23 protein-coding genes and 1 tRNA gene are annotated in these 19,524 nt (G+C 38.5%); 7 read left to right on the top strand and 17 right to left on the bottom strand.

All coding sequences use genetic code 11. The features are described from left to right. Window positions 1-40: 40 nt before the first annotated feature. Window positions 41-337 carry a DUF5658 family protein gene (locus V7O61_RS04055; RefSeq protein WP_023844324.1) on the bottom strand — a complete coding sequence of 99 codons (297 nt, stop codon included), beginning with the start codon at window positions 335-337 and terminating at the stop codon, window positions 41-43. Between the two features lie 378 nt (window positions 338-715). Then, a complete protein-coding gene (locus V7O61_RS04050; RefSeq protein WP_407282648.1) occupies window positions 716-1,264 on the bottom strand; it encodes an RDD family protein in 549 nt (182 codons plus the stop codon). A gap of 318 nt (window positions 1,265-1,582) precedes the next feature. On the opposite strand from V7O61_RS04050, the gene V7O61_RS04045 reads away from it, so the two are divergent. Then, window positions 1,583-1,747, top strand: coding sequence for a hypothetical protein (locus tag V7O61_RS04045; RefSeq protein WP_407282649.1), 165 nt, complete (start codon window positions 1,583-1,585; stop codon window positions 1,745-1,747). Window positions 1,748-1,841: 94 nt separating this feature from the next. Continuing rightward, window positions 1,842-2,174: a hypothetical protein gene (locus V7O61_RS04040; protein ID WP_407282650.1), complete on the top strand. Its 333-nt coding sequence runs from the start codon at window positions 1,842-1,844 to the stop codon at window positions 2,172-2,174. 102 nt (window positions 2,175-2,276) lie between these two features. On the opposite strand, the gene V7O61_RS04035 is transcribed toward V7O61_RS04040, so the two are convergent. From V7O61_RS04035 to V7O61_RS04015, 5 genes are all read right to left on the bottom strand, one after another. After that, window positions 2,277-2,348 (bottom strand) — tRNA-Thr (locus tag V7O61_RS04035). 75 nt (window positions 2,349-2,423) lie between these two features. Beyond that, a complete protein-coding gene (locus V7O61_RS04030) occupies window positions 2,424-2,930 on the bottom strand; it encodes a chorismate pyruvate-lyase family protein (RefSeq protein WP_023844329.1) in 507 nt (168 codons plus the stop codon). 34 nt (window positions 2,931-2,964) lie between these two features. Then, window positions 2,965-3,276 carry a DUF5611 family protein gene (locus V7O61_RS04025; protein WP_023844330.1) on the bottom strand — a complete coding sequence of 104 codons (312 nt, stop codon included), beginning with the start codon at window positions 3,274-3,276 and terminating at the stop codon, window positions 2,965-2,967. Window positions 3,277-3,375: 99 nt separating this feature from the next. Next, window positions 3,376-4,893, bottom strand: coding sequence for a cryptochrome/photolyase family protein (locus tag V7O61_RS04020; RefSeq protein WP_407282651.1), 1,518 nt, complete (start codon window positions 4,891-4,893; stop codon window positions 3,376-3,378). A gap of 66 nt (window positions 4,894-4,959) precedes the next feature. Next, a complete protein-coding gene (locus V7O61_RS04015) occupies window positions 4,960-5,655 on the bottom strand; it encodes a radical SAM protein (protein WP_288070583.1) in 696 nt (231 codons plus the stop codon). Window positions 5,656-5,815: 160 nt separating this feature from the next. On the opposite strand from V7O61_RS04015, the gene V7O61_RS04010 reads away from it, so the two are divergent. Beyond that, a complete protein-coding gene (locus V7O61_RS04010) occupies window positions 5,816-6,121 on the top strand; it encodes a hypothetical protein (protein WP_023844334.1) in 306 nt (101 codons plus the stop codon). Window positions 6,122-6,232: 111 nt separating this feature from the next. Here V7O61_RS04010 and V7O61_RS04005 read toward each other — a convergent pair whose 3' ends face one another. The 7 genes from V7O61_RS04005 to V7O61_RS03975 form a co-directional block, all read right to left on the bottom strand. Then, window positions 6,233-7,204 (bottom strand): methanogenesis marker 2 protein, encoded by a 972-nt coding sequence (locus V7O61_RS04005; protein ID WP_407282652.1) that lies wholly within the window; start codon window positions 7,202-7,204, stop codon window positions 6,233-6,235. Window positions 7,205-7,279: 75 nt separating this feature from the next. After that, window positions 7,280-8,212 carry a nitrogenase cofactor biosynthesis protein NifB gene (gene nifB, locus V7O61_RS04000; protein WP_407282653.1) on the bottom strand — a complete coding sequence of 311 codons (933 nt, stop codon included), beginning with the start codon at window positions 8,210-8,212 and terminating at the stop codon, window positions 7,280-7,282. Between the two features lie 133 nt (window positions 8,213-8,345). Continuing rightward, window positions 8,346-8,693, bottom strand: a complete 348-nt coding sequence (queD, locus tag V7O61_RS03995; RefSeq protein ID WP_091710002.1) for a 6-carboxytetrahydropterin synthase QueD — start codon at window positions 8,691-8,693, stop codon at window positions 8,346-8,348. After that, a complete protein-coding gene (locus V7O61_RS03990; protein WP_288070017.1) occupies window positions 8,690-9,409 on the bottom strand; it encodes a 7-carboxy-7-deazaguanine synthase QueE in 720 nt (239 codons plus the stop codon). The genes queD and V7O61_RS03990 overlap by 4 nt, the downstream gene beginning before the upstream one ends. Then, window positions 9,406-9,963 carry a DUF366 family protein gene (locus V7O61_RS03985; RefSeq protein WP_407282654.1) on the bottom strand — a complete coding sequence of 186 codons (558 nt, stop codon included), beginning with the start codon at window positions 9,961-9,963 and terminating at the stop codon, window positions 9,406-9,408. Before V7O61_RS03985 ends, V7O61_RS03990 begins: the two co-directional genes overlap by 4 nt. 34 nt (window positions 9,964-9,997) lie before the next feature. Further along, on the bottom strand, window positions 9,998-10,696 hold the full coding sequence (queC, locus tag V7O61_RS03980; RefSeq protein ID WP_048135093.1) for a 7-cyano-7-deazaguanine synthase QueC: 699 nt from the start codon (window positions 10,694-10,696) through the stop codon (window positions 9,998-10,000). Window positions 10,697-10,968: 272 nt separating this feature from the next. Next, window positions 10,969-11,676 (bottom strand): PKD domain-containing protein, encoded by a 708-nt coding sequence (locus V7O61_RS03975; RefSeq protein WP_288070013.1) that lies wholly within the window; start codon window positions 11,674-11,676, stop codon window positions 10,969-10,971. Window positions 11,677-11,931: 255 nt separating this feature from the next. Between V7O61_RS03975 and V7O61_RS03970 the strand changes: the two genes are divergently transcribed. Together V7O61_RS03970 and ftsA are read left to right on the top strand one after the other, a co-directional pair. After that, a complete protein-coding gene (locus V7O61_RS03970) occupies window positions 11,932-14,055 on the top strand; it encodes a thioredoxin domain-containing protein (RefSeq protein WP_407282655.1) in 2,124 nt (707 codons plus the stop codon). 12 nt (window positions 14,056-14,067) lie between these two features. Beyond that, window positions 14,068-15,423 (top strand): coenzyme F390 synthetase, encoded by a 1,356-nt coding sequence (gene ftsA, locus V7O61_RS03965; RefSeq protein WP_407282656.1) that lies wholly within the window; start codon window positions 14,068-14,070, stop codon window positions 15,421-15,423. 20 nt (window positions 15,424-15,443) lie between these two features. Here ftsA and V7O61_RS03960 read toward each other — a convergent pair whose 3' ends face one another. From V7O61_RS03960 to V7O61_RS03950, 3 genes are all read right to left on the bottom strand, one after another. Then, complete coding sequence (locus V7O61_RS03960; protein ID WP_407282657.1) at window positions 15,444-15,863, bottom strand: hypothetical protein; 420 nt, start codon at window positions 15,861-15,863, stop codon at window positions 15,444-15,446. 173 nt (window positions 15,864-16,036) lie between these two features. Then, window positions 16,037-16,735 (bottom strand): ATPase domain-containing protein, encoded by a 699-nt coding sequence (locus V7O61_RS03955; RefSeq protein ID WP_023844345.1) that lies wholly within the window; start codon window positions 16,733-16,735, stop codon window positions 16,037-16,039. Window positions 16,736-16,941: 206 nt separating this feature from the next. Beyond that, the gene (locus V7O61_RS03950; protein WP_407282658.1) at window positions 16,942-18,597 is read right to left on the bottom strand and encodes a DUF835 domain-containing protein; all 1,656 of its coding nucleotides are present in this window, start codon (window positions 18,595-18,597) and stop codon (window positions 16,942-16,944) included. 165 nt (window positions 18,598-18,762) lie between these two features. On the opposite strand from V7O61_RS03950, the gene V7O61_RS03945 reads away from it, so the two are divergent. Both V7O61_RS03945 and V7O61_RS03940 read left to right on the top strand, forming a co-directional pair. Continuing rightward, complete coding sequence (locus V7O61_RS03945; protein ID WP_407282659.1) at window positions 18,763-19,047, top strand: DUF434 domain-containing protein; 285 nt, start codon at window positions 18,763-18,765, stop codon at window positions 19,045-19,047. After that, entirely contained in the window at window positions 19,038-19,454 is a 417-nt protein-coding gene (locus tag V7O61_RS03940; RefSeq protein ID WP_407282660.1) for a DUF5616 domain-containing protein, read from the top strand. The genes V7O61_RS03945 and V7O61_RS03940 overlap by 10 nt, the downstream gene beginning before the upstream one ends. Window positions 19,455-19,524 lie beyond the last annotated feature (70 nt).

Raw genomic sequence — 19,524 nt, 5'->3', positions numbered from 1 at the left:
ATACATTGCTCGGAATTGGTTATTTTACCCAGTTTCCGACTTATCCATGAACAACTGTAACCGTATTACTAAGAGTTGCAAGTAGGCCGATACCGGCGACAGAATATCTCGTTATGTTCCAGTAATACCTGTCAGCATTGTTGTAAACATGGTACATGACAAACAAAAAACCGATTTTTAACGGGATAAGAGAAGCAAAACCATATGACTGGAAAATATTAGACAATATAGGATTGCCTTCATAGAAATTTCCTGTCTGTAATGCATATAAGGTAGTTAGAGTATCACCTATAAAATAGAGAAGCAACACAGACCACATGTCTTTCACAAAAGACATAATAAGCCAGCCATTGGATCAATAAAAAGACTAATATCTTTCAAATCTGCTTTACAAAAGCAAAGCTCATTAGCATTATTGTCTGCGTTTTCCATGTATACCACCATAGATTGCGTTTGGTAATTTCATAACTATATTATCTAAAGTCAGGTATAAATCTTCCGACATAATTTTATACTGTTTTTGAAAATAAAAACCATAGTATTTTTCAGTTTTAATATCAGAAGAAGCATAACAATTTAACAATAAAATAACATTAATTTCAAAATAGAAATATAGATAAAATGGAAAAGTCAGATGTCAGATCAACTATTTTTCTAAAGCAACTCGATTATTATCTGGCTTCGATCTGACATTATATGCTACATCTCTGTAGGTTTATTCTGCATTGACAACCAGAGTTCCGGCGATTATGTCATGCAAACCCTGTTGTTGTTTAGTGAAAGCTATCATTATGTAACCTATAAGCATTACAGAGGAGGCTATCTTTCCTAAGTTCCTTATCAGTGCTTTACTAAAAGAAAGCCTTCCACCCTGAAGATCTGTTACTTTTATGCCTGCCACCCTTTTACCCGGAGTTGCCTGCTTGCCGGAGCTTTCAAATACTGCAAAGTAAAGCGTCTGAATTATGAATATACCTGAAGACAACACAGATGCTATGATATTGCCTAAAGTTTCTACTGCATGCGCACCTTCCATGTTACCTCCAAAGAAGGTTACAAATAAAGCTGCCTGGAGTACAAAAACCAGAACAAAGAAAATGATTATCGATGGAACAAAAATAATAAGAGAATCCACAATAGCAGCTATGAGCCTTTTTCCAAATCCTGCATATATTTCATTACCTGATCCCTGGGGATTGAAACCGCAATTGATACAGGACTTCGACATTTCATTGATGTCCGAACCATATTTTTCACATTTCAAAATATGACCACCTTAAATTTATGAAGATAGAAGGCATAACCACATATAGTAATAAATGTTTCTAAAATAGTTCATAAAAAAAATGTAGTATAAATATATGAATTGTTTTTATGAATAATGTACATCTCATTCAATATGAAAACAGGTTCACATAAAGACCCCATAACATCACTTTCACTACACTTAGCACATCGGCATATATGCTGAAAACATACTAACTCATATGAATCAAAGTCCCATAAAAACCGAAAGGGAACTATACAACAAGATAAAACAGTATCGTAAGAAACAAAATACTGCTGCACTTACATCATACATGTGCAAGCATTCATTGAAACTCTGGAAAATTATCTGCATCCTGATATTGCGCTGAAGTCTATCATTCTTGCAAATGCGTGTGCATGGGAAACATATGCTGCAGCATGCCAGCATTTTGAAAATCACATGCGGGCTTTCAGGCATTTCCAGGTATTTAATCTGTAAACAGAGTAGGCACATGGAATTCAGAAAATAAAAAGAACATGACACATTATAGCAATTATTAATAACCTCTACTCAATAAACTGGTGAAATAATAATGAATTGTTCAAACTGTGGTATGGAAATCAATGATACTGAATGCTGCCCTAATTGTGTAGCACCTACCACCGGAACTATTGTGAATCAACAAACTAAACCCCGAGGACAAAAGAATCCAGTTGTTGCAGCTCTGCTGTCTTTATTTATTCCTGGCCTTGGACAGATTTATAGTGGCCGGTTAGCTACTGGCAAAGTAATAATTATTGGTATGATAGTCCTGTTTACTTTCGCTTTTATTTTACCAAGACCCGGATCAGGTATATTCATTGGATGCTGGCTGTTTAATGTAAAAGATGCCTACGAAAAATCAAAACATGGCTTCAGCTCCTAACACAGTGTGATTGAAGAAAATATGGCAATAGAATTTTTATCTACAACAATTGATTTGTAGAAATACAATGAATAATCTGAAGGCTTTGAACTTTAGAATAAGAGCCTCGGGTGGGATTTGAACCCACGGCCTCGTCCTTACCAAGGACGCGCTATACCCCTAAGCCACCGAGGCACGAACAGAATATGGGGGTGCTCTCCCCTAATATACAGAATCAATTAATAAGCTTTCGGTTGGAAGAGCGATTATTTATAAACACCAGCGCGTGTCAACAGGGAACTTTTCATTGATCCACATAAGCACACCGCTATGGTGAACAATGCGATATGAACGTGAAAGCAGTTTTTGTGCTCCAAAAAGAGTCTCATCTTCCATAATCTCAATATTCTCAAAGTCCCTGCGGGTTTCAATATCATGGTCACGCAGAATCCTGCCTATTGGAATATCAGCCTTCATCATATCAGAACGCACACCTTCGGGCATATTTTCAATAGCTGAAAGGGAGCGGGCAAACACATAAGGTACATCACCGGCAGTAAGGGTCACCACACGTTCATTGATATCTGAACCTACATTCACATCAAACAATTCCGCCATTTGCTCATCCGCAGGAATGATGTGTTGATACTCAGTAACAACAGCAGTCGGGTGTTTAGTCATAATTTCCAACAGGAAAGTCACCGAACCATCGGTTCCTGCACAAATTCTCAGGCAAGTTGGAATATCAAAGCTCTTCAGTTTTTCCAGAAAGTCCATACCAGTGACTCCGTGAGCTTAAAAAAGAAGAAAATTATTTGGAAACTTCCTTCTTTGCCTGTTTCAGACGTTCCTTAGCAGTATAGCCTGTAGCTGCGTAAAGGAAATCCCTGAAACGCTTGTTAGAATCAAGAATAAGCTCATCATCTGTCATAGAAGTATCAGACTCAGTATCAACAGCCAGCTTCTTGCCTTCTATCCATACTGTTATTTTGGAAAGAACACCATAAGAAGTAACAAACTTACCATCCTCTTCTTTGATCTCACTTGGAAAAGCCTCTTTGAGGCATTCATGAATCCTATCCGTTTCAGGTTTAAAACCACGCTTTAACTTGTATTCCTGCATTTCGATCAACCCTATATAACATTCTTTAAACGAATAAATGTACCGGTTTATCTTATAAAAATTAGCTGAGAGACAAAACAAATTATATAAAAACGTAGTTTATAAAGTCCCAAGAAACTCTTCAGCAATGTTGGAAAGCCTTATCTTCTTTTCATTATCCATACGTTTGTAGACTGACACCATCATACCCATACGGAAATTACTCTTAAGTGCATCCCTGTTTTTGTTAACAAAGCGCCAGTAAAGTGCATCCCATACATCGCACCACTCACCTTTCCTATAATCGCTCATTTTCAAAATATACGTTGAACCTGAAATATAAGGTTTTGTCGATAGAGTACCGCCGTCAGCAAACTGACTCATGCCATAGACATTTGGAATCATCACCCACTCATAGGAATCAACAAACATCTCCATAAACCACCGATAAACATCATCCGGGTCAGTTTCACATAGAAGCATGAAATTGCCAAGTATCATCAGTCTTTCAATGTGATGACAGTATCCATGCTTATTCACCTTCCTAATCACATCATCAACAGGTTCAATTCCAAGCTCTCCTGTATACCATCTGTCATCCAGTTTCCGGTTATGCCGGAAAAAGTTCTTACGCATATCAGGACCATGATACATGCCCCTCATAAACTCACGCCATCCGATAATCTGTCTTACAAATCCCTCTATACTCGAAATCGGAATATTATTTTCCTGGCCTTTTTGCTCATAATAAACAAGAGCATTCTCAACAATCTCATCAGGCGTCAGAAGGCCAATATTCATCAAAGGCGAAATAACCGAATGAAAAAGAAAAGATTCACTTTTGATAATTGCATCCTCATAAGGACCAAAGTTTTTCAGACGCTTCTCAATGAAATCATAGAGCCATAAAAGAGCATCTTTTCTGGTTGTAGGAAGATAAAAATATGAGGATTTACCTGGATTTAAGGGAAAAATATTCTCAATAATATTAATCAGAGCCTCCGTATGGAAAGTTCTTTTAGCGTGAATTATCTCAGGAACATAGATAGAATCCGGCAGGCTTTCTCTGTTCTGTGAATCAAAGTTCCATTTGCCACCTGAAGGTTTTCCTTTATCATCAAGTAGAATTGCGGATTTTCTGCGTTGGTAAATGTAGAAATTGTTCATCAGGAGCTTTTTCCGGCCTCTACGATGTGAATTAAACTCTTTAATAGTAGTCATAAATCCGGGAGAATCAACAATATGCAGATTAATTCTATTATTTCTGCAAAAATTAGTGATTACATTTTTAAGTCCAATCGATTCAAAATCATAAGTTATGATGTCCTTTATCCCGGTTTCTTCAAGAACAACACGAAGTTTCTCCAAGTATTCAACGTCTTGCGATTTCACTATTTCATAATAAACAAGATCATTTTTTTCTGCCAACCAGTCACGATATGATCTCATTGAAGATAACAGCAGAATCAGTTTATGTTTATGGTATCTGAAGCGGTTGCAAAAAGCCAGGTCTTCAGCCATAAAAAAAAGAGTATTGTTATCAGGCTCAAGTTGCTCAAGGTTATAAAAGAGGCAATTTCCGGGAACCAGAATGAGCCGCTTATACTTCCCGGATACAGGATTATCAATTAATGTCATCAACACTCCATAAACAGAATGGACAACAGTGGACAACTATTGCCAATGAAAACAAAGTTTCAAAGCTTATTTGGTCAGCACCAGTTTTCCCCTTTCTCCTACAAGCCTTACCTGAGGAACCTTTTCAAGAACCATATTTCCAAGTTCTTTTAACTCATTCCATGAAGGTGTTGGTGAGTCATGACCCATAAATGAAAGATCAAAATCCGGGTTGCTCATGAATTGGTAGAGCATAACTTCAGAAGCCCCTTCAAGGTCAGGTAATATGCGAGGCATGTTTTCAGCATTCACATATTCAGGAATAACACGTATCCATACCCTGAGCCACTTCTGCTTTGCAATATTCATTGATTCACCAAGAAGCTTGAGGTATTTCTGCGTTCTCTCTTCAGACATTCCGGTAACTTCCATCACCGCCTTTACATCGTCACCTGGAGCTTTGATCTCAAGCACAAAACCATAAACAAAGGGAAGAGCTTTTTCTAGTACATCGGGTTTCATGCCATTGGACTTCAGAATTACCTGTTTTCCCATCCCATGCAAGCCCTCTATTAAAGGCATCAGATCCTTCTGCAAAGTCGGCTCTGCACCCCCAAGATACACATTCTCAGTTGTAGACTTTTGAGCGTAATCCAGCACCTCATCTACAGTCCATTCTTTTACAGGCTGATGTATGTGAACGCAATAAGGACATTTCATATTACATCCTCCAAACTCAACCCTAATCTGTCCTTTTGCATCGGATAAATCAATTAATCTCATTCATAAGCACCTCACTCAATATCAATTTTAAAATAATCATCACTATCTATATTTTTATAACTAACAGTATTAATAGTTAGACCCCATAAACCTGTATTTGTCCTGAAATGTACATAGCGATTACTATTTATGTGTATTAGACCATCAAAGCAGAAAGACGGTGATCACATTGACAAGGAAACTTACTCTTGAAGATCTTGAAAGATCAAAAACAAAGAAGGAAAACAAACCTGAAGAACAGGATCTTACAGACCTTTATGACCTTCTCATACCACCTGGAACCCCTTCATACATTATCTATGACCTTGTAGAAGAATTCGACCTTGAACCTGTTGAAAGGAAGGTAAATATACAAATTGTGGACACTGATGAAAGGGAACTGATTGCTCTTAGAGGAAGTCTGGAAGTGGTAAGGGCTGCTGAGAAGTTCCTGCATGAAGAACTCCAGGCATGGATTGAGAGTTAAACTAATTAGAGTGCTCTCTTTTATATCCAATTTTTTGCATGCATTTAGTGATTTAATCTTACTAAGTTTTCAAAAAAAGATTCAGGAACAGGACAGCATTTTGTTGTCAATTTATATTCCTGTAATTCCACTGTCCTTAAAATCAAAGACCACAGCTTTACCGCTGTCATTGTAAATATCAATTACCTGACTGTCATTGATCTCACCAATCACAGCAGCCTTTAATCCTGATTTTTCAAAAATGTCAATACATTCGTCAGCATGCTCGGCTTTTGCTGTGACTACATAACCTGTTGCCGGATATATCTTAAGCCACTGCTCAAAATCAACATCCTCAGGACATGGAATCTTACTCAGATCAACTGAAGCACCCACCCTGCTAACTTCACAGAGCATTCCAAGTGTACCGATTGTTCCGGGGTTGCTAATATCTTTTCCAGCAGTTACCAGTTTCTTTTCCCCGATCTCCTGCATTACCATAAAACGCTCACGCACAACATCAGCATCCTTAAAAGAGGTGGTATCCCAGCTATATGGAGAGTTCTTTCCGACACGACCATCCATGTCATAGGCAACTATTACAAGATCTCCGGGCTTTGCACTGTCACTCCTGATAACACAGTCTTTCTTTGCAATTCCAATTATTGCAACAGCAAGGGAGTTGTAGGGAGTGTCAGGGTGCATATGACCGCCAACCATAGGAACTCCAAATTTACTGATACCATCACGAATTCCTTTCATGATTTCTTCTGTGGATTCAAGGTCACTGGAAGCCATCACATTTACCATTGCAAGAGGACGTCCACCCATTGCGGAAATATCATTCACGTTGACAACAACGGAAGTATAACCTGTCCACCAGGGACTCTTGTTAACGATCCTGCCCCATATAGCATCGGCTGCAAACAGAATTACATCATCAGTTCCAATATCAATGATAGCTGCATCATCACCAAAATCGTCAATGATCTCGCCATACTCTGACCTGACAGTTTCAAATATACTTACGATATCTGCTATCGGTTTTTTTCTGGTGACACCTTCAAAGTTTCTTAAATTTGCCGCAAGCTCTTCGATATTCAAAAAAAACACCTGCAATTAGTAGAATTAATAGAATAAAATGACGAAATAATATGAAAAGGTTTCAGTGAAAAGGACTTACTCCTTTCCACATGAACTCTTCTTTTTCATATCAACCTTAATAACGTTCCTGCGTTCTTCACTCATCTGTGACATGTCCTGTCCGATGAGTCCGTATGCATCTGACCTGCACTGACGGCAGTGTCTCATTTGCTGTACATAAGGTGCACACTTGTCCTGAACAGCCTTACATTCTGCCGGTGTTGGTGCTGTCTTGTCAGCAAACTTTGCCTGACAGATAAGTGGCATTACATTCATTATGAAGACACCAAGTTCATTGATCTTCTGCGCGAGCTCTACGATATGCTCATCGTTTATACCAGGAACAAGAACTGTGTTAATCTTAACAACAAGACCTGCTTCCACAGCCATCCTGATACCTTCAAGCTGGTTCTTAACCATTAGCTCACCAGCTTCAAGACCTTTGTAAACCTTTCCTTTATATGAAGCATGGCTGATCATCTGTGCTTCTATTGCAGGATCAATAGCATTCATTGTCACTGTCAAAGTGGTGACTCCGACTCTTAGAAGCTCAGGCATCTTATCAGGAAGATTCAATCCATTTGTACTCAGACAAAGAGTTACATCAGGGAATTCTTTCTTGATGAGTTCCAGTGTCTCAAAAGTCTCATCGTTTGCCAGTGGATCTCCTGGTCCTGCTATACCGACAACTTTAATGAACGGATAAGCTTCAAGCACTTGCTTTGTTTTTTCAAGTGCAGCCTGTGGACTTAGGACTTCGCTGGTAACACCTGGTCTGCTCTCATTCACGCAGTCAAACTTACGATCACAATAATTACACTGAATATTGCATTTCGGAGCTACTGCAAGGTGAATACGGCCAAACTTGTGCTGGGCCTCTTTGGAATAACAAGGATGCTGTGCTATCATTCTCTTGACATCTTCATCCCTGGAAACTTCTATTTCGCAAACGTCTTTCTCATTTTCCATTTTTATAGCTCCTATGGTTTCTGAGCAGCTCCAATAAACACGGCTCAATTTAAGGGAAACTAGTAGATATACCTTTGTATAAACTTATGACAAATATCGATTAACAAAAGTACTCCGGATTCCCTCATTTTCCTTAAAATGCACTTACTTCACACCACTTACCATTGCCTTCCCACATCTTGACTGAAAGTGGAAAGTCAAGTCGGGATGACAGATTTGCATGAACATGCTCACACAGGTTCTCAACACTTGGGAATTCCAGTATGTCATTGAGAAGCACATGGTCGTATTCCTTTAGAACTTCTTTTATGACCTTCTTGATCTCATAGAAGTCCATGACCATTCCGGTCTCTTTCTTTTCACCTTCAATTACAATCTCTGTTTTGTAAGTGTGTCCGTGAACTATACCACATGTTTCATGCCCTGGCAAATAGTGGGCACTATCAATATAATCAACAATTCCAAGTCTCATTTTCATTATAAACAACCCCACATCTTATGTGTCTGAGGTATTATTCGTGTATCAATTTCATTAAGGAAAGATTCCTGTAATTTCAGCAGAAATCCGGGTTTTGGCTGCATTTCTTTCTGTGTCACAGGTTGCAGTATCAAACTGGAAATATACCCAGATATAGCTCCCACAACACCTTCAATATCGTCTGCGGATGTATCCTTTGTTACAACTATCTTGCAGAAACAATCCCTGTCTTTGGTGACTTTAAGAGTCCTGAAGCACTCAATTGTGCTTTCAAGATGCAGCTCAGGATCTTCTAACAACTCTGATGGCAGCAGCTTCACATCACCTGAAACATAGGACACTTTGTCCTTTACTTTTTTAGCCATACGTGGAAGTGTCATATTTGATTCCAGATACAACGGAGCTTTAGTTTCAAGCATGTTGATAAAATCTGCATTCATGAGTGGTTCTCCACCAGTTAAAGATACAGAGTGCAAACCGGAGTAAGAATTGACTATCGCACTGACCTTTTCAGGTGTCAATGGATTTTCAAGTTCCTGAAACTCATTTGAACCTGGCACAGCTTCAAACTTGCAGATTTTTGTAGCCTCAACAGGAGTATCACAATAATTGCATTTCAGGTTGCATCCGGTAAACCGGACAAAGGCCTGCCTGCATCCTACATAAGGACCTTCACCCTGTACCGAACAGAACACTTCACTAAGAGAAGTCTGAATCATATCACATCCAATGGTCTGGATTTTCTGAGATCCTTCTCAATATCGATAAATTCATTGTAATATCGTTTTGCTATTTTATCCATCACGTCTGCAGCATCATCGTTTCCAAGTCCAAGGTCTTCAAAACTTCCATAAAAATCATGAACAACATTAATCCCAAAATGGATTTTCTGTGAAACCGCTGATGTGCTTGCAATAGACACTGTCAATTTTTTATCATCTACAAAAAGATCATCACCTTGCCGGACAATATCGCTGCGATATTCGGAAAGAATCTCTTTAACTATTGCAGTGAACAGGCGCTGTCTTGCATAGATAAGTTTCAGGTCGGTTGAATCAAAATGCTCGATGATAAAATGAACCATGTCAGTAGAGAATATCATGTCTCCCTGTTTCTTGTCCTCAAGGTCAATCATGTGCTCTATCTTAACATCACAGCCACCTCTGAAAGCTATGATGGAATCTTCCTGGATGTCTGCAAGATTGTAAGCCCATAGGGATGAAATCTGGCTTCCGTCATAATCTGTTTTCTTATCGAGAATTAAGCATTCCATAAATAACACCATATTACTCAAAGAACTGCAAATTTTATTCCTTGCCAAGCCTTACAAGCAGAGGGTCTTTGACACCTGCAGCTTCAAAAGCTCTTCTTCTACGGGTACAACTTTCACACTCTCCACAGGGAACATCAGCACCATGATAGCAGCTCCAGCTATACTCCAGAGGAGCTTTTAGCTCAATGGCCCTGGCAACTATCTCTTTTTTGTTCATTCCAATAAGTGGTGCAAGCACTTTAACATCATTCTGAGTGGAATATGAAAGTGAATCATCAATTGCAGAGATAAATTCCGGGGAATTATCAGGGAATGTGACAGCTTCCTCTTTATTGAAGCCTACAACAACATGCTCACAGTCCATGCTTTCAGCATATGCTGCTGCTATGTTTATGAGAATACCGTTTCTGTTTGGAACCCAGACAGCTTTGGCAGATTCAACTGTTATGGAAGGGTCAGCTTCATCGGATATTTCTTCCATACTGAGTTTTGGAACATCAGTATTTGTGTTCACAAGTGAAGTGTTGGTAATCTCCTGCATCCAGGTAATATCGAGAACACGATAATCCAGTCCAAAATGTTCACATACTTTAATGGAATTCTGTATCTCACGATCAACAGCACGCTGCCCGTAATTGAAAATAAGAGCCATTTTTATATCGGTCTTTTCAAGGACTGCCGCAACGGAAGTCACTGAATCAAGACCGCTACTTAACAAAGCAATTGCAGTAATAGGGATTCCTCCTTAAGAGTTATTTGATAATGAATAATACTAGAGTAATACTGAAGGATTGCTTAAAGAATACTAATATATAAATAACCATCGCTATAAGAAAGACAAATTAATAAGCAGATACAAAAATAGGAGAAAAACTACACCAGGAGAAGTACTGGCAAAAAGAAAAAAAATAAATAAAACAGTAATACCGGGAAAACAACAGTAATAAAAAAAGATATTAAAAAAATGTAGTTAAAACCGTAATTATACGGTTTTAATCAGTTAGTTTACTGCCTTCTGCTGAAGATGAAAGCCATTCCAATGATTGCTGCCATTGGGATTGCAATGGTTGGGAATTCCGGAACTTCCTGTGTTACAGGGTTGTTGCCTTCCTCTTCTTCTTCTTCGCCTGAACCTTCTTCACTAGTTTTTGAAGTCAGGTCGATATCCATTTCTCTTGAAGCATTCAATTCATCTTCATTAGATGCAGTCAAAGTAACTGTATAGATATTAGCGCTTTCATATTCATGTACAAAAGAACTATTATCTTTTGTTGTCAGATTGGTATCGTCCCCAAAGTCCCAGAACCATGAAGAAGCATTCTCTGACTTGTCAGTGAAAGTCACATTAAGACCATCAATTTCGTAGTCAAAATCTGCTACTACAATATCATCCTCTTCAACTACTTTAGTTGGGCTTTCACTTTCTTCTGTGCTGGAAGCTTTTGGTGCACTGACTCCTCCGCCACCGCCAAAGAACATGGTAGCTGAAGGTTCAGGAGCTTCTTCTTTTGTAGTGTTAGAACTTACTTCTACAGGCTCCTTTACACTTGCTTTCGGACTGTCCTGAACGACAGTTTCCTTGTCCCCAATCACCGGAGCAGGTGTTTCTTCAGGAGCTTCCTGTGCTGAACCCGCCTGATAATTAATTAGTCCCCCAAGCAATAGAACTGAAAGGAACATAATAACAACGGGCAAAAATAATCGTCTGTCCATAATCGTACCACCTTTTTTCATAATCTAAATTAATCGTTATTAATTAATCCATAAGCTAGAGATCTATATAAATATTTGTGTACAGCCAAAAGTGATGCTCATAATGATATACGGTTTTTATGAAGTAGAAATATGAATCATACGAATTAATAGTAAAAATGAAAACAAAAGAAATGGATTTCGATACTGAATCAATTTTGTTAACCCTATAGGTACATATTATAGAATAAACAAATAACTACTGGGAGTAATAGAGTGAATAACAGCAACATGCATCAGGATGATAGACATAACAGACTCAAAAATGAAAAAAGTCCATATTTATTGCAACATTCTAGGAACCCTGTAGACTGGTTTCCATGGGGAGATGAAGCATTTAATAAGGCAGAAAAAGAAGGAAAACCAATATTCCTGTCAATTGGTTACTCTACATGTCACTGGTGTCATGTAATGGAAAAAGAATCCTTTGAAAACGATTCTGTTGCAGAACTTTTAAACAAGTCGTTCATTTCCATAAAGGTGGATCGTGAGGAACGACCTGATATAGATAACATATACATGGCAGTCTGTCAGGCAATTACCGGCAGAGGAGGATGGCCACTTACAATACTCATGACTCCGGACAAAAAGCCATTCTACGCTGCCACTTATATTCCAAGAGAAAGCAGATATGGCGTATCTGGAATGCTTGAGTTATTACCCGCAATATCCAGACTCTGGAAAAGCAGAAAGCATGAGCTTCTTGACAGTGCAGATGCTATAATAAATGCAGTTTCTGAGAATAACAGAGAAAGAAATGAAAATATTATTAATGTCAATAAGGAACTGCTCAGAAAAACATTCGATCAGCTTTACAGCATTTTTGATGAAGAATATGCAGGTTTTGGCAGGGCTCCTAAGTTTCCAACGTTGCACAATCTGACATTTCTGCTGCGTTATTGGAGACGAACAGGCAACGCAGTTGCATTGGAAATGGTTGAAAGAACACTGGAAGCAATGCGTATGGGTGGCATTTATGACCATATAGGCTATGGAATCCACAGGTATTCAACAGACAGGCACTGGCTACTGCCTCATTTTGAGAAGATGTTATATGACCAGGCCATGATGGTAATCACTCTTGCTGAAGCATATCAGGCAACTGCAAACCCGGAATATAAAAACACTGCAAAGGAGACACTGAGTTATCTGGAGAGGGATATGAGATCTTCAGAAGGAGCATTTTATTCTGCTGAAGACGCAGATAGTGAAGGTGTAGAAGGAAAATTCTATGTTTGGACAGCATCAGAAATAGAAGAAATACTGGGGAAAGAGCATGCTGAAATATTCATGAAAATCTTTAATGTCAAAAATGAAGGTAATTTTGCAGAAGAACATAGCAATAACCTGACAGGAAAGAATATTCTCCACACAACTGAAAGCATGCAGAACATTCGGATATGGAACGGAGAACACGGAGAATACATTTTAAAATCCATTTATAATTCAAAGAAGAAACTGTTCGCAGAACGTGAAAAAAGAATACATCCATTGAAAGATGATAAAATTCTCACAGACTGGAACGGGCTGATCATTGCTGCATTCTGTAAAGCTGCACAGGCATTTGATAATGAGGAATATTTGAAAACAGCCATAAAAGCTTCAAACTTCTTCATGGAAAATATGACGGATACTGATGGAAAGATGAAGCACAGGTTCCGTGATGGTGAAGTTTCAATTGATGCGTTCCTTGAAGATTATGCATTCTTTACATGGGGACTTATCGAACTTTACCAGACTAATTTCGATATAAAGTACCTTGAGCACGCCCTGAAACTTACCGATTACCTGATTACACATTTCCATGACACTGAAAAAGGTGGATTCTTCCATACATCTGATGAAGCTGAAGAAATGATATTCAGAAGTAAGGAAGTTTATGATGGGGCGATACCATCCGGAAACTCAGTAACTGCCATGAACTTGCTAAGACTTGCAAAAATAACAGGTAATCCTGAACTTGAGGAACTGGCAGACAAAACTCTCAGGGTTTTTGCGGAAAAAGTCAGTTCCGCGCCAGCCGGCCATACACAATTCATGTCAGCTGTGGATCTTGCACTTAATGGCTCAGTGGAAATTGTGATTGCCGGAGAAAAGGATGAAACCAATACCACAGAAATGCTGCGTTTCATTAATGAGAGATTTATTCCTGAAAAAGTGATGCTGGTTAAAGATGAGAGCGATTCTGAAAAAATAAGCAAGATTGCAGCATTTACCAGAGACATGGTAATGTCAGAAAACAAAACAACTGTGCACCTATGCCAGGATCAGAACTGCAAACTCCCTTCCAATGATATCGAAAAGATAAAAGAGCTGATAGAAGCACTGTCACATATCTAAGGAGTAATACATATGACAACAGGAAAGTTCTACAATCCGGAAATTGAAACAATGGAGAGATCTGAACTGGATTCTTTAATCGATGAGAGAATCAGGTATACTGTAAATTATGCTGCTGAAAACTCATTGTTCTACAAAAAATGGTTCAGGGAGCATAAAATAAAGCCATCAGATATCAGGTCTCATGAAGATCTGCTGGAACTCCCCATAATATCGGGAAAAACCATTCGTGAAAATCAACCACCGATTACCGATGATTTTGGATTTAAAACTGTGGACTGGAAAGATGTGTTCACGATACATGAAACAAGCGGAACCAGTGGAACACCAAAATCGTTCTTCCTGACATGGGATGACTGGGAAAGATATGCTGAAAAATATGCCAGGTGCTTTGTTTCCCAGGGATTCAGAGAACATGATCGTGTTATTGTTTGTGCTTCGTATGGGATGAATGTCGGTGCAAATACCATGACACTGGCAGCCAGGAATCTTGGCATGACAATGATCCCTGAAGGTAAATGCACATTTCCAGTCAGGGTTATGGAATCATACAAACCGACTTCCATCGTTGCCAGCACATTCAAGCTTTTACGTCTTGCAAAAAGGATGAAAGAAAACGGAATGAAACCTGATGAATCCAGCATTGAAAGACTTATCATTGGCGGGGAAAGCTTTGCGGAAGAAACCAGAAAATATGTTGCTGAAATCTGGAACTGCGATGTTTACAACAACTACGGAAGCACAGAAGGAACAATGTGTGGAGAATGCAGCGAAGTCAGCGGCTTACACGTCCCTGAAGACCTTGTGCATGTGGATGTTTACGACCCCGGAATGGATAAATTCGTAAAGGATGGAGAATGTGGCCGGCTTGTACTCACCACATTACTTCCCGTAGGAGCAAAGAGTGGGAACATCCTTCTCAATTATGATACCGAAGATACAACTGTCGTCCTTGACAGAGGTGAATGTGCATGTGGCAGAACACACATGAAAATAATGACTCCTGAAAGAGAAGCTGAAACTTTCTGGACAGCAGGAACACCATTTAATCGCGTGGACATCGAAAAAGGAGTATTCCAGAGAGAAAATATGGAATATCTTACGGGAGAGTTTGAAGCATTCCTTTACGGTGGAGATGACGAAGGAGAGACAACAATCAGAGTGAGCATGGAATGTAATGACCCACAAAGATGTAACAAGGAACTCATCAAGGAAAACTTCCTCAAATCATTCTTTGCCTATAAAAGGAATCTTGAAAATGCTTACATTGACGGCAGTCTGAACATTCTTTTCAACTATGAAAAACCAGGTGAGCTGGAATTCTACCGTATTAAAGGCAGACCAAAGCGTATTGTTGACAGAAGGTGAACAATCTCAATCATTATAAATCAGATAATAATGATTCCTTCCCACAGGATCAGGTAAAGAATAAATCCACCAAGCAAGGTCAATACCCAGAGTACCAGGGTTGGCTTCATTAGTTTCAGTGGTGAGACAGGCGATGGTATCTTTCCACTGAATCCCAGTTTGATGTATAATGAAAGGACAATAACAATTAAACCCAGTATATGATGAAGATACATCAGGGACGTAAAGAAGCCTGACATCATTATGCCAGACAAAGAGTACATGGAAGGCGCCATGAATACAATTACTGATATTACCTGTATTGCAATAGCAATAGTCATGAACTTACAGTGTTTATCATAAGGATCCCTGTATGCTTTTTTAACTGCAAAAAAGAGCAATATAATTATTGTTAACTGCAAAAGTAAATCCAGATAAATCATATTAAAATCTGTAAACATTTCCCATAGCCCCATTAGATAGTAAGATTAGTTTTAGCCTTAAAATATAAATATTTAGCTTAAAGCCGGATGAAGAGAGTCGGCACGAATATAATATTCAAATTGAGTTTTTAATTAAAAGATTAAATTAAAGAAGGATAAAATTAAGGATTGAATTGAAAAGACCAGGTAAATTAGAAATTACCTTTATAGACTTTCAATCCATTTTCTGATACAGCAAGAATCCATGGTTCCATACTGTGTGCTGTTGCACGCATTTTTCTCACTCTCATGTACCTGTTGGCAACATTGCCTTTCAGGTGAAGACCCAGTTCGATAATGCCATCTGCAAGATAGCCTTCCATACCTGTGGAAGGGTCAGACATATCTGACTTATTTTCTTCTTCCAGTATAAGGAAAGTTGTAAGTTTCTCACGCCTCAGGGTTTCAAGGAACTTGTACATCTTTTTCCTAAGATCATGTGCATCATTATCAAGAAGCGAGTAAAGTGCTCCAAGAGAATCAATAGCAATACAGGTACATTTATCGCCAATATGCTCCTTGAACTGGATAATATTCTCCTCGAGAATGTTCATTAAATCATCTGAAAATTCATCATACATTACCCGATAGTCACTGAAATCAGATATATGCAGTTTATTTGATAGTTTCATCCCCATACTTTCCATATTCAGAAGATGATTTTCTTTGCTTTGTTCGAAAGTTATATACAGACCATACTCATCCTGTTCTTCCAGATAATTAGATAACAACTGGAAAGTAAAACCTGATTTTAGTGTACCTGCCGAACCGGTAACCAGCACTACACTGTTTTTGGGTATATCTGTCTCAAAGACATCATTCAAACCATCTATGGTATCCACAAATCTCATACTACCCTCATTACTTCTATTTTTAATAAGAAGTAAATGATAATAGAGTAAAAATAATATATATCTTTAATGATAGTGACAAAAATAGAAGTAAGAAATCTAAATATAATATGTTTTTGACCCTTTTTTAATATGATAGAGGGATAACTTAATATAGATATTTGCCATCTGGCCGAAAAATATTAACAGTACTGTCAAGATTTATGCTAACTTTTGTCCAGAGATGGCGCATCTCCCGCTACTGGCCGCATCCATCTTTTAAGAAGATGGAATTCTTTCTTTTCAAGAATATCCGGATCTAGCTGAAGTACCATTCGTGAACTTGATGCCATAATAGTATCATTGGTCTGTTCCAGCAGTTTGACTACAGAAAGGAAATCATTGTCAAGTATAAGGTATTCCAGACCATCCATAAGAACGACACCATCTTCAACCTTATTTACAAAATCAGCTATATTAGGATGAATCCTGAAAAGTTCAGTGGAATCTATTGACTGCTGGCCTGCTATTTTGTTCTTTGTCAGCCATACAATAGGAGTTTTTGCGATTCCGTACATGCTCCTTATCTTATCCGGGTTCATTCTGGTAATACAAAGTCCGGGTTTTCCACTCTTAACAAGTTCGGAAAATGCGTTGTAACTCTGCCCCGGATTCTCTGATCCTGATAAGTAGATATACCCGCTTTCAAGTTCAATATCTGCCTTATCAGAATCTTCTTCAATATCCTCGGTAAGTGGAGTAATAAAAAGTCCTCTAAGCCTTGAACGATCCTGAAGTGTTATTACAAGACCCTCTTTTCCACCGTCATCCGGAAGCAAAGAAGTTGAAACATTCATACGGACTTTTTCTTCATGTTTGGTATAGAACACCATTTCAAAATCATTTTTATCTGTGAATTCCAGCAAGTCTGAGTCATCTACAAATTCCCTGATTGGCCTGGCAATTATCTCACTTACCTCATAACCTAACAGATCTGCTGCATTTCGATTAGCGGTAACGACTCTTTTCTTACTGTCAAGTGCTAATATGGCAATTGGAGAGGCCTTTAAAAGATTATCCAGATATTCATTAGCCCTTTTTATTTTGGATTCTGCTTCTATTCTTTCAGTAATATCCTCACCGGAAACTAGCAGGCTGTTTATGCCCCCTTCAGAATCATGAAGTACTATATTAGTCCAGCTCATTATCCTTTTTTGCTTATTGCTGTTGAGGAAAGGAACCTCAAAATAACCTGTGCTTTCTGTTTGAGTCGAAAGTAGTTTCTCAAATCCTTTTCTTGCATTTTCCCTGAATAGTTCAGGAACATAATTCTCAAACCAGTCATTCCCAAGAATTTCATCTTCCCGGTAACCCAGTATTTCGCATCCTTTCCTGTTAATGACTTTAACAATACCATTCTCATCGAGAACAAAGAGCATTACTCCTGCAAGATCCAGATAGTTCTGTGCCTGATCCCGCTCGGATATCAGCTCATCATGCAGTTTTTTAATCCTGAGAAGTGAACCGACCCTGGTCTTAATCTCAAGACGATCCAGAGGTTTTGTAAGGAAATCATCTGCACCGGCATCAATACCCTTTATGCGGTCTTCCAGGCTTGATAGTGCAGTAACCATGATAATAGGAATGAAACGGGTCTTTTCAGAACCTTTGAGAATTTTACAGACCTCATAACCAGTAATATCCGGCATCATAAGATCAAGAAGGATAATATCAGGGTTATGAGCTTCTACCTTTTCAAGTGCCTCTATACCACCATATGCTGATATTATCTCATATTCATGCATGAGATAAGCATCCAATAGCTTGACGTTCATTGATTCATCGTCAACTATCAGCACTTTTCCCTTTTTATGCTCATCCATCCCGGTCACTCACAAAGCCAATTAACAATTATATTTTGAGTAAGAGAAATATATCCCAAAGTCACAACATAGTATAATATTTAAACTATTTAAATAAAACCCGAATATCATTAGACGTTAACTAGTTTTAAGAAAAAATCAGTGTTTACTAATAGCTGATACCTGATGCCAGAAAGCAGATATGTTATAAAAAACCAGAACTTCGGATGCAAGGAGAAACAGAGAACAAAAGCTGCTGACGATATACGCTACCTGCTGGAAAAAGGATACAAAAGGGACAGTGCTATCCGTTTTGTAGCTGACCATTACAAACTGGACAAAAATGAAAGATACATACTTGCACGTACAGTATTTTCCGATGCTACCGCCAGCTCACGTAAGCAAAAGAAACTTGATATTGGTAACCTGAAAAAAGGAAATTACTTGTCGACGGTTACAACGTGCTTATAACACTTGAAAGCCTGCTAGGCGGAGAATATATCTGGATTGGGGATGACTCATTCCTTCGTGATATAAAAGGTGTGTTCAAAAATCATTCAAATAAAGATATTACTTTTCAGGCTGTTGAGAAAATGCTGAATTTTATTAAAATATCAGATGTTGAATACGCTGAAATATTACTGGACACTCAAATGAAAAACAGCGGAGAACTTGCAGCCTTCATAAGGAAACGCATGGAGGAGCTATCAATCCCAGGTGATGCGAGAACATCAAAACATGTAGATTTTGACCTGAAGAACTGTTCATCAGATTATGTTGTGGCTACTGCTGACGGTGTAATTATTGATGCTCTAAAAAATGTAGTGGACATTCCCGGATGTATTGCAGCGCATTTAGAAAAACTGGAACAGAATTGATAGGTTAACTGGTAGGTTAAATGACAGGCAACAGTTCTAATAGTTCATAGCACTTAGAAAGCAAGGAAAG

This window comes from Methanolobus sp. WCC1 (assembly GCF_045690315.1).
Lineage (GTDB): Archaea > Halobacteriota > Methanosarcinia > Methanosarcinales > Methanosarcinaceae > Methanolobus > Methanolobus tindarius.
The sequence above is the reverse complement of the archived record's forward strand: the minus strand, read 5'-3'. Positions and strand labels throughout refer to the sequence as shown.